This window comes from Nocardioides sp., assembly GCF_016462705.1.
In the GTDB taxonomy this organism is placed as follows: Bacteria; Actinomycetota; Actinomycetes; order Propionibacteriales; family Nocardioidaceae; genus Nocardioides.
This window is the reverse complement of record NZ_JAEMSS010000111.1, coordinates 1-14,145: the sequence shown is the minus strand read 5'-3', so window position 1 is coordinate 14,145 and position 14,145 is coordinate 1. Positions and strand designations below refer to the sequence as shown.

At 72.0% G+C, this 14,145-nt stretch carries 12 protein-coding genes and 1 pseudogene; 4 read left to right on the top strand and 9 right to left on the bottom strand.

From position 1 onward, the window contains the following. From JHD21_RS14315 to JHD21_RS14290, 6 genes are all read right to left on the bottom strand, one after another. Positions 1 to 1,287, bottom strand: a 1,287-nt coding sequence (locus JHD21_RS14315; RefSeq protein ID WP_292676551.1) for a DUF222 domain-containing protein, incomplete at its 3' end; no start/stop codon positions are given. A gap of 139 nt (positions 1,288 to 1,426) precedes the next feature. Further along, positions 1,427 to 1,807 carry a YciI family protein gene (locus JHD21_RS14310; RefSeq protein WP_292676550.1) on the bottom strand — a complete coding sequence of 127 codons (381 nt, stop codon included), beginning with the start codon at positions 1,805 to 1,807 and terminating at the stop codon, positions 1,427 to 1,429. Positions 1,808 to 1,816: 9 nt separating this feature from the next. After that, positions 1,817 to 2,590 carry an SDR family NAD(P)-dependent oxidoreductase gene (locus JHD21_RS14305; protein WP_292676548.1) on the bottom strand — a complete coding sequence of 258 codons (774 nt, stop codon included), beginning with the start codon at positions 2,588 to 2,590 and terminating at the stop codon, positions 1,817 to 1,819. Then, positions 2,587 to 2,979, bottom strand: coding sequence for a nuclear transport factor 2 family protein (locus JHD21_RS14300; protein ID WP_292676546.1), 393 nt, complete (start codon positions 2,977 to 2,979; stop codon positions 2,587 to 2,589). The genes JHD21_RS14305 and JHD21_RS14300 overlap by 4 nt, the downstream gene beginning before the upstream one ends. Further along, the gene (locus JHD21_RS14295) at positions 2,976 to 3,854 is read right to left on the bottom strand and encodes an LLM class F420-dependent oxidoreductase (RefSeq protein WP_292676544.1); all 879 of its coding nucleotides are present in this window, start codon (positions 3,852 to 3,854) and stop codon (positions 2,976 to 2,978) included. Before JHD21_RS14295 ends, JHD21_RS14300 begins: the two co-directional genes overlap by 4 nt. 34 nt (positions 3,855 to 3,888) lie before the next feature. Further along, a complete protein-coding gene (locus JHD21_RS14290; RefSeq protein ID WP_292676542.1) occupies positions 3,889 to 5,250 on the bottom strand; it encodes an aspartate aminotransferase family protein in 1,362 nt (453 codons plus the stop codon). 121 nt (positions 5,251 to 5,371) lie between these two features. Between JHD21_RS14290 and JHD21_RS14285 the strand changes: the two genes are divergently transcribed. From JHD21_RS14285 to JHD21_RS14275, 3 genes are all read left to right on the top strand, one after another. Then, complete coding sequence (locus JHD21_RS14285; protein WP_292676540.1) at positions 5,372 to 6,994, top strand: amidohydrolase; 1,623 nt, start codon at positions 5,372 to 5,374, stop codon at positions 6,992 to 6,994. A 68-nt stretch (positions 6,995 to 7,062) separates the two neighbouring features. Next, the gene (locus tag JHD21_RS14280; RefSeq protein WP_292676538.1) at positions 7,063 to 8,496 is read left to right on the top strand and encodes a gamma-aminobutyraldehyde dehydrogenase; all 1,434 of its coding nucleotides are present in this window, start codon (positions 7,063 to 7,065) and stop codon (positions 8,494 to 8,496) included. After that, positions 8,489 to 9,715 carry a saccharopine dehydrogenase C-terminal domain-containing protein gene (locus JHD21_RS14275; RefSeq protein WP_292676536.1) on the top strand — a complete coding sequence of 409 codons (1,227 nt, stop codon included), beginning with the start codon at positions 8,489 to 8,491 and terminating at the stop codon, positions 9,713 to 9,715. The genes JHD21_RS14280 and JHD21_RS14275 overlap by 8 nt, the downstream gene beginning before the upstream one ends. Positions 9,716 to 9,773: 58 nt before the next feature. Here JHD21_RS14275 and JHD21_RS14270 read toward each other — a convergent pair whose 3' ends face one another. From JHD21_RS14270 to JHD21_RS14260, 3 genes are read right to left on the bottom strand one after another with little or no spacing between them, the layout of a single operon-like run. Continuing rightward, positions 9,774 to 10,226: a limonene-1,2-epoxide hydrolase family protein gene (locus JHD21_RS14270; protein ID WP_292676534.1), complete on the bottom strand. Its 453-nt coding sequence runs from the start codon at positions 10,224 to 10,226 to the stop codon at positions 9,774 to 9,776. Then, entirely contained in the window at positions 10,223 to 11,587 is a 1,365-nt protein-coding gene (gene gabT / locus JHD21_RS14265; protein ID WP_292676531.1) for a 4-aminobutyrate--2-oxoglutarate transaminase, read from the bottom strand. Before gabT ends, JHD21_RS14270 begins: the two co-directional genes overlap by 4 nt. Before the next feature lie 4 nt (positions 11,588 to 11,591). Next, the gene (locus tag JHD21_RS14260) at positions 11,592 to 13,421 is read right to left on the bottom strand and encodes an amidohydrolase family protein (protein ID WP_292676529.1); all 1,830 of its coding nucleotides are present in this window, start codon (positions 13,419 to 13,421) and stop codon (positions 11,592 to 11,594) included. Positions 13,422 to 13,483: 62 nt separating this feature from the next. Here JHD21_RS14260 and JHD21_RS14255 point away from each other — a divergent pair. Further along, positions 13,484 to 14,145 (top strand): annotated as a pseudogene (locus JHD21_RS14255) (1-deoxy-D-xylulose-5-phosphate reductoisomerase); the annotation flags it as partial.

Below are 14,145 nucleotides of genomic sequence, written 5' to 3'. Positions count from 1 at the left end.
ATCGCCACGGATGACCGCTGGGGCTTCTTCGTCACCGGCACGGGCGACTTCCTCCCGGCGGGTGACGCGGATCTTGCCGGTGGGTAGGCGTGCGTGGGTGTAGCGGGGGTCGGGGACGCGGCGGTGGGCGCTGGGGCAGAGCAGCCAGCCGTCGCGGTTGGTCTCACCTCCCTTCGCGAACTCGTCGGGGTGGTGCATCTGGGTCATCGCGGGTGGTGCGTCGCAGCCTTCCTCGAGGCAGCCGCCCTGCTCGATGGTGGCGACGAGGCGTTGGGCACGGGAGTGGAAGCGACGGGAGCGGCCGAGGTCGAGGACCTCGGACTTGCCGCCGAGAACGGCCGGGATGATGCCGGCCTCGCAGGCCAGGCGCCGGGCCAGGGCGGGGGAGATGGTCACGCCGGTGTCGAGCTTGGCGGCCTTGAGGCCGCCCAGGAGCGTGTCCAGGTCCATGAGGACGACGATGGTGGCGTTGAGGCCGCCGGCGTGTGGGAGCTTGTCCGCGGGATAGCGCTGGACCAGCTCCATGAACGCTTGGCCGAGCCGTTCGGGAGTGGGCTTGCGCTCCCCGAGCGGGCCCTGGCTGGCGCGGTGCTTGGGGGCCGCGAGTCCGAACAGGGCCTTCGTGAGGCAGGCGCCGGTGAAGGCGTCGAGTGTGAACCTGCCGTGGACCTTGCCGTGGCCGTCCTCCCACATGGAGAACCGAGCCGCGGCAGCCGCGTCGCGCTCCTCCCTCTCCAGCTGCCTGGCGAGGTGCTCGTCGGCGATGTCGGGTGCGACGACCTCGAGGATCGTCCGAGCGACGTTCTTCAGGGCCTTCGCGTCGAGGTCCCGCGCGAGCTCGGCCAGGTGCTCCTCGGCGCGAACCAGGAGATCGGGATCGAGGTCATCGGGCAGGGTCTCGAGGCCGCGGAGGATGGCCTCGGCCTGTTCCAGGTTGACCCGGCCTTCGGCGAGTGCGGAACGGGTGTGGTCGTGCGTCTCGAGTGCCTTGGCGAACCGGGTCTGCCGGTGCGCCTCGCGGCGGGTGAGCCGCTGCCGGTGGGCCAACCAGTTCGCCGTCGAGGCCGCACCCGACCGGGCCGGGAGGTCGACGGTCTCGGCGTGGGTCAGGAGCCGGCTCTTCAGCGCCCGCAGCTGCGCCTCGCCGGCCTCGACCTCGGCGAGGGTCGCCGCCGTCTGCGAGGCGTCCATCGACCACAACGGTGTGGTGGCCACCTCGGCCAGCTCCGCACGCGTCGAGGCCACCGCCCTGGCGACAGGGTGCGGGTGCTGGGTGAGTGCGGTCATGGCTCCACTTCATCCGCGAGCACGGACACCGTCCGCGGGTCTGTGGAGAAGCGCTCATCGCCTCCCGCTGTGAACGGTTGGTGGCTTGTCCCAGCCCGCGCGGTGGGGCTGCACCGAGGCGGTCACCAACGGTCGGAGCTCAGTCGGGCATCGCCCGGCGGTCGCCGACGGGACGCACGGCCTGCGGGAAGGCGAGCGAGTCGGCGGCGACCCACCACTCCATGACGTCGTACGCCAGGCGTCCGGCGACCACCGACGGGTCGCCGTCGGACAGCCGGGCGGCCTCCTGGGGTGAGCAGGCGAAGACCGACATCCCGCGGTAGCACTCGTCGCTCTGCTCGCCGAACGGCCCGTTCGCGACGATCAGCCCCTGCTGCCGCAGCTCCGCGCGGTAGGCCAGGTGTGCCGACTGGAGCGCGTCGAGCTCGTCCTCAGGCAGGTCGGGCGCATCGGTGGGTCGGCGCAGGACGACGACGGTGTAGACGTCGAACGCGTCGGGGATGTTCGGGTCACGTCCCATTCCCCATGCCTACGGGTGGTCGGGCATGTTCGTCCAGCCCTTGCCGTCCTCACGGGCGTACCAGCCCGACGCGGCCAGGGTGCCGCCGTCGACCGGCAGGGTCTGGCCGGTCACGAACCGGGCGGCGTCCGAGGCGAGGAACGCGACGACCTCGGCGTAGTCCTCCGGCCGGCCGAACCGGCCGAGCGGCACCCACAACGGCACCGACGCCGGGTCGCGGCCGCGCAGCATCGCGGCCGCCGGGGTCTGGTCGGTGTCCGCGAGGTCGGGCGCGATCGCGTTGACCCGGACGCCGTGCCGGCCGACCTCGACCGCGAGACTCTTGGTGAACGCCGAGACCGCGGCGTTGAAACCGGAGTAGACGGCGTGACCCGGGATGCCGCGGAACGCCTCGACGGTCGAGTTGTTGACGATGGCGCCGTGTCCCTGCGCGACCATCCGGGGCAGCAGGGCGTGCGTCACCGACAGGACGTGCCCGAGGTTGAGCTCGTAGAGCCGCTGCCACTGCCCGGGCGTGCTGTCGAGGAACGTCTTGGACGCGGGCCGGAAGTCGCCGACGTTGTTGACGAGCACGTCGAGCCGCCCGAGCCCGTCGACGACCTCCACCAGCCGGGCGACGGTCGACGGGTCGGTGACGTCACCGACCACGTCGGCGGACTCGTCGAGGTCGACCACGACGACCCGGTCGCCGTCCGCGGCGAGCCGCCGGCTGACCGCACCGCCGATGCCGTGCACGCCTCCGGTCACCACGCAGACGCGCCGCGGCCCTGCGTCCTCGGTCATGGCCGGATCCTCTCGATCGAGAGCGCGGTCACGGCGCGCCGGGCGATCAGCCAACCGTCGCCGTGCCGGCGGTACTCGTCGTCGTAGCGCACCTCCCAGCGGAGGTCGGTCCCGTCCTCGAGGACGTGGTGTGCGGTCCCGAGGACGACACCGGCGGACCCGTCCACCTCTGCCGAGCCCACCTCGTGCCGGGTCGACGCGAACGACGCCAGCGGGGCGAGCGCCGCGCGTACGCCTGCGGCGCCGCGGTGCTCGACCACCGGGTCGAGGCGTGTCGGGGGATCGGGGACGACGAGGACGCAGTCCGGCGTGAACAGCCCGATCAGACCGTCGACGTCCGCGGCGTCGACGTACGCCGCGTAGGCCAGCGCCAGCTCGGTGGGCGTCACGCCAGGCCCAGCCTCTCCGCGCAGGCGGAGAGCTCGTCCTTGGCCTGCTCGAGGTCCGCGGCGGCGGAGGCGGCCAGCACGACCCGCGAGGCACCCTGCTCCGCGAGCCGCTCGGCGCGCGGGGCGTCGATGCGGGTGACGAGGTGGCCGAGCGAGAGCTCGAGCGCGTCGGCGTCGCGGCCGGCCGCGACGGCCGCGTCGCGCATCACGCCCACCAGCCCGGCCAGGTCGTCGCCCGCGACTCCGAGCGGCTGCAGCCCGTCGCCGAGCCGGCCGGCCCGCCGCGCTGCGGCCACCGAGTGCCCGCCGACGTGGATGGGTACGCCGCCGGCCTGCGCGGGCCGCGGCCGGCAGACCGCCCGGTCGAAGGAGAAGAACTCGCCGTGGTGGTCGACGCCCTCGTGGTCACCCGCCCACAGCGCACGCAGCACCGCGAGCTGCTCGTCCGCGCGCCGGCCGCGGGACTCGAAGTCGACGCCGCAGGCCTCGATCTCCTCGCGCATCCAGCCCATGCCGACGCACAGCCGCACCCGCCCGCCGGAGAGCGCGTCGAGGGTCGCGACCCGCTTCGCCAGGACCACCGGGTGGTGGTTGGGCAGCACCAGGACCCCGGTGGCGAGACCGAGGGTGGTCGTGTGGCCGGCGAGGAACGCCAGCAGGTCCAGTGGGTCCGGGACGTCGACGCCGTCGGGGAGGTCCATCCGGCCCGACGGGTCGTAGGGGTAGGTGCTCTCGTAGCCGCGCACCACCACCGCGTGCTCGACGACCACGACCGACTCGAAGCCGCAGGCCTCGACGTGCCGTACCCAGGCGGACATCCACCCCGGGTCCGCGGTCGTGCCGGCGGCGGTCGGGGCGATGACGGCGTACTTCACGCCGCGAGGCTAGTGGCTCGGTGAGCCCCGCTCGTCAGATGAGGCTGCCGGCCTTGTCCAGCACGACCCGGAGGATCTGCTCCATCTCGTCGAAGTGCTCCTGGGTGCAGATCAGCGGGGGAGCGAGCTGGACGACCGGGTCGCCACGGTCGTCGGCGCGGCAGTAGAGGCCCTCGGCGTAGAGCTGCTTGGAGACGAAGCCGAACAGGATCCGCTCGCACTCCTCGGCGCTGAAGGTCTCCTTGGTCGCCTTGTCCTTCACGAGCTCGATGCCGAAGAAATAGCCCTCACCGCGCACGTCGCCGACGATCGGCAGGTCGAGGAGCCGCTCGAGGGTGGCCCGGAACGCGTCCTCGTTGGCGCGGACGTTGTCGAGGATGCCCTCGTTCTCGAACGCGTCGAGGTTGGCGTTGGCCACCGCGGTGGAGACCGGGTGACCGCCGAAGGTGTAGCCGTGCAGGAAGGCGTTGCCGTCGCGCAGGAACGGCTCCATCAGCCGGTCGGTCGCGATCATCGCGCCCAGCGGCGCGTAGCCCGAGGTCAGGCCCTTGGCGCAGGTGATCATGTCCGGCTGGTAGCCGAACCGCTCGGCGCCGAACATGTAGCCGAGCCGGCCGAACGCGCAGATCACCTCGTCGGAGACCAGCAGGACGTCGTACTCGTCGCAGATCTCGCGGACCCGCTGGAAGTAGCCGGGCGGCGGCGGGAAGCAGCCGCCGGCGTTCTGGACCGGCTCGAGGAAGACCGCGGCGACCGTGTCCGGGCCCTCGTTCTCGATCGCCACCGCGATCTGGTCGGCGGCCCAGCGACCGAAGGCCTCCAGGTCGTCGGCGCGCTCGGGGGCCCGGTAGAAGTTGGTGTTGGGCACCCGGAACGTCGAGGGCACGAGCGGTTCGAACTGCTGCTTGAGGCCCGGCAGACCCGTGATCGACAGGGCGCCCTGCGTGGTGCCGTGGTAGGCGATCGACCGGCTGATGACCTTGTGCTTCATCGGCTTGCCGGTGAGCTTGAAGTAGTTCTTCGCGAGCTTCCACGCGGTCTCGACGGCCTCGCCGCCGCCACTGGTGAAGAAGACCCGGTTGAGGTCTCCCGGCGCGTAGCCGGCGACCCGCTCGGCGAGCTTGATCGCCTGGGGGTGGGCGTAGGACCACAGCGGCATGAAGGCCAGCTCCTTGGCCTGGGCGGCCGCGGCCTCGGCGAGGTCGGTGCGGCCATGGCCGAGCTGGCTCACGAACAGGCCCGCCAGCGCGTCGAGGTAGCGCTTGCCCTGGTCGTCGTAGATGTAGACGCCGTCGCCCCGGACGATGACCGGGATGTCGGCGTCCGTGTGCCGGGCGAAGTGCATCCACAGGTGGTCGTGGGCGGACTTCTGCAGCTGGGCGTGGTCGTAGGCCATGCCCCCCATCGTGCGCCCTCCTGCTCCGCAGAAGCAAGTCCATACGAACGGATCCGTGGAGCATTCGCGGGAATCATGCGGAATCCGTAGGTCCGACCCCCGCGGCTGGTAGGAAGTGCTCATGGATGGCGCGACCCGGGGGACCTCGACGCTCTTCCGCGGCGGCACCGTGTTCGACGGGCATCGCTACCTCGGGCGTGCCGACGTGCTGGTCGGGGACGGGCGGGTGCAGGCGGTCGGTGCGGACCTCGCCGCGACCGGAGCCCAGGTCGTCGACGTGGAGGGCCTGGTGGCACCGGGCTTCACCGACGCGCACGTGCACCCGATCCAGGGTGGGCTGGAGCGGCTGCGCTGCGACCTGTCCGGGCACAGCACCCGCGAGGACTACCTCGCCGCGATCAGGGCGTACGCCGCCGCGCACCCGGACCGCGAGTGGGTCCTCGGCGGCGGCTGGGCGATGCCGGCGTTCCCGGGCGGGACGCCCCTGGCGAGCGACCTCGACGCCGTCGTGCCGGACCGGCCGGTCTTCCTGCCCAACCGCGACCACCACGGCGCCTGGGTCAACTCCCGCGCGCTGGAGCTGGCCGGCATCACCAGGGAGACGCCGGACCCGCCGGACGGCCGGGTCGAGCGGGACGCCGACGGCCACCCGACCGGGACGCTGCACGAGGGCGCCACGTCGCTCGTCTCCCGGCACCTGCCCCGAACCACCGGGGCGGACTACCGCGCTGCGCTGCTGGCCGGTCAGGCCTACCTGCACTCGCTCGGCGTCACCAGCTGGCAGGACGCCATCGTCGGGTCCTACTCCGGCATGGACGACCCCGCGTCGACCTACGTGGACGCGGCCGGGAGCGGTGAGCTCCGGTCGCACGTGGTCGGAGCGCTGTGGTGGGACCGGCGGCTGGGCGCGGAGCAGGTCGAGGACCTGGTGGGTCGTCGCGAGGCGCTCACCGGCGGGCGGTTCCGGGCGACGACGGTCAAGATCATGCAGGACGGGGTGGCGGAGAACGGGACGGCCGCGATGCTCGAGCCCTACCTCGACCGGTGCGGCCACGCCACCGACAACCGCGGGCACTCGTTCGTCGAGGCGGCGGCGCTCCGGGACGCCGTCCGGGCCCTGGACGCGGCCGGCTTCCAGGTCCATGTGCACGCCATCGGCGACCGCGGCGTGCGCGAGACCCTCGACGCGATGGCGGGCACTGACCCGGCCCGGCGGCACCACGTCGCGCACCTGCAGCTGGTCCACCCCGACGACGTTCCGCGGTTCGCCGAGCTGGGTGTCGCGGCCAACCTGCAGATGCTGTGGGCGATCCACGACGACCAGATGACCGAGCTGACGATCCCGTTCCTGGGCGAGGGGCGGTCCCGCTGGCAGTACCCCTTCGGCGACCTGTACGGCGCCGGCGCGCGGCTGGTGGCCGGGAGCGACTGGCCGGTGTCGACGCCCGACCCCCTCGCCGCGATCCACACCGCGGTCACCCGCACGGCGTACGGCGAGACCGGCCGGGCGGGCACCGACCCGTTCCTGCCCGAGCAGGCGATCCCCCTCGAGGTCGCCTTCGCGGCGTACACGTCGGGCAGCGCCTGGGCCAACCACCGTGACGACGCCGGGGTGGTCCGGGCCGGCGCCGTGGCCGACCTCGTCGTGCTCGACCGGGACCCCTTCGCGGACCCGGCCGACGAGGTGGGAGCGGCCCGAGTGACGTCCACGTGGGTCGATGGGGACCCTGTCTTCCGGGTCTGACGACGAATTCCGTGTCAGAAACGGCACCAGGCCTACCGATTCCGTCGCGGGGTGCCTAGGCTCCACCCATGGCCGACCAGTCCTTCAAGAACGTCGTCAACGGCGAGCTCGTGGACGCCGTCTCCGGCGAGACCTACGACGTCATCGACCCCACCACCGGCGAGGTCTACGCCCAGGCACCGATGTCGGGCGCCGAGGACGTGGACCGTGCCTACGCCGCGGCCGCGACCGCCTTCGAGACCTGGGTCGACTCGACCCCGCAGGACCGGGCCGCCGCGCTGCTGAAGATCGCCGACGCGATCGAGGCCAGGGCAGAGGAGCTCAACGCGGTGGAGTCCAAGGACACCGGCAAGCCGCTGCACCTGACCATGTCCGAGGAGATGCCCTACGCCTCCGACCACTTCCGCTTCTTCGCCGGTGCCGCCCGCATCCTCGAGGGCCGGTCGGCCGGTGAGTACATGGCCGACCACACCTCGTGGGTCCGCCGGGAGCCGATCGGGGTGGTCGGCCAGGTGACGCCGTGGAACTACCCGCTGATGATGATGATCTGGAAGATCGCCCCCGCGCTCGCGGCGGGCAACACCGTCGTCCTCAAGCCCAGCGACACCACCCCCGCGAGCTCGACGCTGCTGGCCGAGCTGTGCCAGGAGTTCCTGCCCCCCGGTGTGCTCAACGTGGTCTGCGGCGACCGGGACACGGGCCGCGCCCTCGTCTCGCACAAGACGCCCCAGATGGTCGCGATCACCGGCTCCGTGCGGGCCGGCATGGAGGTCGCCGAGGCCGCCTCCGCTGACCTCAAGCGGGTGCACCTCGAGCTCGGCGGCAAGGCGCCGGTCATCGTGTTCGACGACGCCGACATCGAGAAGGCCGCCGAGGGCATCGCCGGCGCCGGGCTCTTCAACGCGGGCCAGGACTGCACGGCCGCGACCAGGGTGCTCGCCGGCCCGGGCATCCACGACGAGTTCGTCGCGGCCCTGACCGAGGCGGCCAAGGGCATGCCGACCGGCGCACCCGACAGCGAGGACACCTACTACGGCCCGCTCAACAGCCAGGGCCAGTTCGACAAGGTCTCCGGCATGGTCGACCGGCTGCCGGACCACGCCAACGTCGAGACGGGTGCCGCCCGGCACGGCGACAAGGGCTACTTCTACGAGCCCACCGTGCTGTCCGGCCTCAAGCAGGACGACGAGCAGATCCAGGACGAGATCTTCGGTCCCGTGATGACCGTCCAGAAGTTCAGCGACGAGGCCGAGGCGCTGCGCTGGGCCAACGGCGTCGAGTACGGCCTGTCCTCGAGCGTCTGGACCAAGGACCACGCCCGGGCGATGCGGATCTCGCGCAAGCTCGACTTCGGCGTGGTCTGGATCAACACCCACATCCCGTTCGTCTCGGAGATGCCGCACGGCGGCTTCAAGCACTCGGGCTACGGCAAGGACCTGTCGATGTACGGGCTCGAGGACTACACGCGGATCAAGCACGTCATGAGCTACATCGGTGAGTGACTCGATGCGGATCCTGCTGGTCGGTGCCGGTGGTGTCGGGGGTGCCTTCACGGCGATCGCGGCCCGGCGCGACTTCTTCGAGACCATCGTGGTCGCGGACTACGACCCGGCGCGTGCCGAGCGGGCCGCCGCCACCGACGACAGGTACGTCGCCGCGCAGATCGACGCCTCGTCCGCGGAGTCGGTCACCGCGCTCTGCCGCGAGCACGGCATCACCCACGTGATGAACGCCGTCGACCCGGTCTTCAACATGCCGATCTTCGAGGGGGCGTTCGCGGCCGGCGCCGACTACCTGGACATGGCGATGTCGCTGTCCAAGCCGCACCCCGAGGCGCCGTACTCGAAGACCGGGGTCAAGCTCGGCGACGAGCAGTTCGCGGTCGCGGACGAGTGGGAGTCGGCCGGCCGCCTCGCCCTGGTCGGGATCGGCGTCGAACCCGGGCTGTCCGACGTCTTCGCCCGCTACGCCGCCGACCACCTGTTCTCCGAGATCGACGAGCTCGGCACCCGCGACGGCGCCAACCTGGTGGTCACCGACGACGACGGCAACGAGATCTTCGCGCCGTCGTTCTCGATGTGGACCACGATCGAGGAGTGCCTCAACCCGCCGGTGATCTGGCAGGACGGCGAGTGGTTCACGACGCCGCCGTTCAGCGAGCCGGAGGTCTTCGACTTCCCCGAGGGGATCGGGCCGGTCGAGTGCGTCAACGTGGAGCACGAGGAGGTGCTCCTGATGCCGCGCTGGGTCGACTGCAAGCGGGCGACGTTCAAGTACGGCCTCGGCGACGAGTTCATCAACATCCTCAAGGTGCTGCACACGCTCGGTCTCGACCGCACCGAGAAGGTGAAGGTCAAGGGCGTCGAGGTCAGCCCCCGCGACGTCGTCGCCGCCGTGCTGCCCGACCCGGCCACCGTCGGGCCGCGGATGACCGGCAAGACCTGCGCCGGCCTGTGGGTGACCGGCACGGGCAAGGACGGCGCTCCGCGCTCGACGTACCTCTACCACGTGGTCGACAACGAGTGGGCGATGGCCGAGTACGGCCACCAGTGCGTCGTCTGGCAGACCGCCGTCAACCCCGTCGTGGCGCTCGAGCTGCTCGCGACCGGGACCTGGCAGGGCGCCGGGGTCCTGGGTCCCGAGGCCTTCGACGCCGTGCCGTTCCTCGATCTCCTGACCGCCTACGGCAGTCCGTGGGGGATGCAGGAGCTCTCGGTATAGCTCGGGATGGTCGGCCGGTGTGTCTGCGCCCGTGGGGGGAGCGCCGACGCACCGGCCGTCAGACCTCGCCGGTCGCGTCGTAGAGCCAGGACGTGTCCGCGGTGAGCAGCCCGTCCTGCCACTCCTGCGGTGCCGCGCTGGTCAGGGCGCTGTAGTCCCAGTAGTCGCGCCACAGCGACACGCGGCCGTCGCGGACCTTGTGCACGGTCGCGAACGGCAGGTGCAGGACCTCGCCGGTCGTGAACGTCCAGGTCTCGGAGTGCTCGTAGAGGACGTCCTCGCCGTCCGCGACCAGCGTGCCGTCGTGGTTCTCGTAGGCCGCCAGCTCGCCCCAGCCGACCCGCAGCCGCTTGGCGATGTCGACCGGCCCGCGAGCGCTGAACGCCGGGCCGAGCGGCACGTCGTAGTAGATGCAGTCCTCGGTGACCCAGTCGGCGATGCCGTCGTAGTCGCGGTCGTTGAGCACGGCCCAGAGACCGCGGACCGCCTCCTCGGGGGTGCGCTCGCTCACGCGGTGACCGCGAATCCCTCGGCGACGACGCCGAACGCCTCGTCGAGGAGGTCGTCGGAGATCGACAGGGGCGGGAGGAAGCGGAAGACGTTGCCCCAGGTGCCGCAGGTGAGCGTGACGACACCCTGGGAGTGGCAGTACGCCGAGACGGCTGCCGCTCTCGCGGCGTCCGGCGTGATGGAACCGGGTGTGCAGAGCTCGATCGCCATCATCGCGCCGCGGCCGCGGACCTCGGCGATCACCGGGTGGGACTCGGCGAGGGCCTGGAGGTGGGAGTCCATCCGGGCGCCGATCGCGCGGGCCCGGCCGGTCAGGTCGTGGGTGCGGATCTCCTCGAGCGCACCGAGTGCCGCGGCGCAGGCGACCGGGTTGCCGCCGTACGTGCCGCCCAGACCGCCCACGTGCACGGCGTCCATGATCTCGGCCCGGCCGGTCACCGCGGCCAGCGGCAGACCGCCCGCGATGCCCTTGGCGGTCGTGATGAGGTCGGGGACCACGCCCTCGTGGTCGCTGGCGAACCAGTCGCCGGTGCGGCAGAAACCGGTCTGGATCTCGTCGGCGAGGAACAGGACGCCGTTGGCCGTGCACCACTCGGCGACAGCGGGAAGGAACCCGGGCGCCGGCACCACGAAGCCGCCCTCGCCCTGGATCGGCTCGATGGCGACGCAGGCGAGGTTGCCCGCGCCCACCTGCTTGTCCAGGACGTCGATCGCGCGCGCCGCGGCCTGCTCGCCGCTGAGGCCGTCGCGGAGCGGGTAGGACATCGGGGCCCGGTAGACCTCGCCCGCGAACGGCCCGAACCCGTCCTTGTACGGCATGTTCTTCGACGTCATCGCCATCGTCAGGTTGGTGCGCCCGTGGTAGGCGTGGTCGAACACGGCCACCGCGTCCCGCCCGGTCGCGACCCGGGCGATCTTGACGGCGTTCTCGACGGCTTCGGCGCCGGAGTTGAACAACGCGCTCTTCTTGGGGTGGTCTCCCGGCGTGACCTCGGCCAGCGTGGCGCAGACGTCCACGTAGCCGTCGTACGGCGTGATCATGAAGCAGGTGTGCGTGAACGCCGCGAGCTGCTCCTGCGCTCGGCGCACGACCGACGGGGCGGCGTTGCCGACGCTGGTGACCGCGATGCCCGAACCGAGGTCGATGAGGCTGTTGCCGTCGACGTCGACGATGACGCCGCCGCCGGCCGCCTGGACGAAGACCGGGAGCATCGTGCCGACGCCGTCGGCGACGTGCTCCTTCTTGCGGGCCAGCTTCTCCTGCGACAGCGGGCCCGGGATCTCGGTGACCAGGCGCCGCTCCTGCGGCAGGCCCGGCCCGCCGCTCGTCGTGCTGGCGGGTGCGGCATCGGTCGTGGTCATGGGGTCACAGTAGGGCTGCGGACTCCGCCGGGGCAGAGGTCGAGGCGCGGTACGCCGGCGCAGGCTGGCCGGCCCGCAGGAACACGCCGGTCCGCTCGTGGCCGAGCAGCGGGCTCGCCGCGCCGTCCCGCCAGACGGTCCGGCCGCCGACCATGACCAGCGGCACGGTCGCGTCGTTGCGGTTGACCATCCGCGACAGGCCGTCGTAGGCGTCGACCGGTGCCTCGGCGTACTCCTCCAGCGACGAGTTCAGCCGGGCCGGGTCGACCAGGAACAGGTCCGCACGGTCGCCGACGCGCAGGTGCCCGGCGTCGAGGGAGTACCAGTCCGCGAGCTCGCCGGTGAGCCGGTGCACGGCCTGCTCGACGGTGAGGAACGGCCGGCCGGCCTTCTCCTCGGAGACGACGTGCTTGAGCAGCCGCAGCCCGAAGTTGTAGAAGGCCATGTTGCGCAGGTGCGCGCCGGCGTCGGAGAAGCCCATCTGGATGCCCGGGTTCTGCGCCATCTTCCGCAGCACCGTCGGGCGGTGGTTGGAGATGGTCGTGCGCCAGCGCAGTGCGGTCCCGTGCTCGAGCACGAGGTCGAGGAACGCGTCGACGGGGTGGACGGGGGAGCCCGGGGTGCCGCGCGAGACGCCGACCTCACCGAACGACCTGCCGACCACCGACGAGTCCGGGCAGGCGACGATCTCGGCGTCGAAGAAGTCCCGGTGCCAGACCCGCGGCCCGTACTTCGACTCGTAGTCCTTGCGGAACCGCGCGCGGTACGCCGGGTCGCGGAGCAGGTCGTCGCGGGCGATCTTCTCCTGCAGGTGGAGGGCGGCGGCGCCGGCCCCGAACTCCTCGAAGATCACCAGGTCGATGCCGTCGGCGTAGACCTCGAACGGCACCGGCAGGTGCTGGAAGCGGAAGTCGCCGCCGAGCCGGTTGACCGCCTTGGCCATCCCGCCCATCAGGTGGATGACGAACGGGATCGCCTTGATGTCCGCCGCCGAGAGCAGCGACGTCTTCAACGGCGGCCGCCGGCGGCCGATGGAGCCGAACGCCTGCGTGACCAGCGACTGCGGGCGCTTCACGTCCGGACCGGCCTGGAGCGCGCGGCCCCGGGCGCGCAGCAGGTCCCGCAGGGGCTTGAGCTCGCGCCGCCTGGCGTACGTCGACGGCAGCGTCCGGGAGCGGCAGACGTCCCCGTCGAGCTTGTCGAAGAGCAGCTGCTGGGCCGACATGCCGACGAACCCGGCGTCGAGCGCCTCGCGCAGCATCTCCTCCATCCGGGCCTGCTCGGCGCGGGTGGGCGTGACCTCCTTGCGGGTCGCCCGGTCCAGCCCCATCGTCGCGGTGCGCATGTCGGAGTGCCCGATGAACGCCGCCAGGTTGGGCCCGAGGGGAAGCGACTCCAGCGCCGCGACGTACTCGTCGGCCGTGGTCCAGGTCTTGTGCTTGTCGACGGCGTCGATGACGTGGCGCCGCGGGATGGCCTCGACCCGACCGAACAGGTCGCCCGCGTCGACGCCGCCGACGTGGACGGTGGACAGCGAGCACGAGCCGAGGAAGGTGGTCGTGACGCCGTGGCGCACCGACTCCTCGAGCGCCGGCCCCTCCAGGACCTCGACGTCGTAGTGGGTGTGGATGTCCACCATCCCCGGCAGCACCCACTTCCCGGTTGCGTCCACCACCTCCGGGCAGCCGGTGGTGTCTAGCGGCTCGGGGGACACGGTCACGACCCGGCCGTCGCGGATCCCGAGGTGCCGCACCGCCGAGGGCGCTCCGGTGCCGTCGAACCAGCGGCCTCCGGAGATGACGGTGTCGAACGGGCGGTCGAGGGAGTCAGGCATGCCTGGCATCGAACCGGACGAGTTGACACGCGTCAAGAACTCCGGCCACCCAGCCTGGGAGGATGGCCCCTGTGAGGCGCGACGTGGTCATCCTCGGGTCGACCGGCTCGATCGGGACCCAGGCCCTCGACATCGTCCGCAGCAACCCGGACCGGTTCCGGGTCGTCGGCCTGACCGCGGGCGGCAGCAACCCCGACCTCTTCGCCGCCCAGGTGGCGGAGTTCGCGCCGGCCTTCTCAGGCCTCGGTGAGGAGGCGTCGACCGAGGCCGCCGGGCAGCCGTGCGACGTCGTCCTCAACGGCATCACCGGAGCGGTCGGCCTGCGCCCCACGCTGGCCGCGCTCGAGGCGGGGACGACGCTGGCGCTGGCCAACAAGGAGTCGCTCATCATGGGCGGCCCGCTGGTCCTCGAGCGCGCCAAGCCGGGACAGATCGTCGCCGTCGACTCCGAGCACAGCGCCTTGGCGCAGTGCCTGCGGGCCGGGGCCGCCGGGGAGGTACGCCGGCTCGTGCTCACCGCGAGCGGGGGGCCGTTCCGGGGCCGCAGCCGCGCGGAGCTGGCCGGCGTGACGCCGCAGGAGGCGCTCGCGCACCCCACCTGGGACATGGGCCCGGTCATCACGATCAACTCCGCGACGCTGGTCAACAAGGGCCTCGAGGTGATCGAGGCGCACCTGCTGTTCGGCATCCCGTTCGACCGGATCGAGGTGGTCGTGCACCCCAC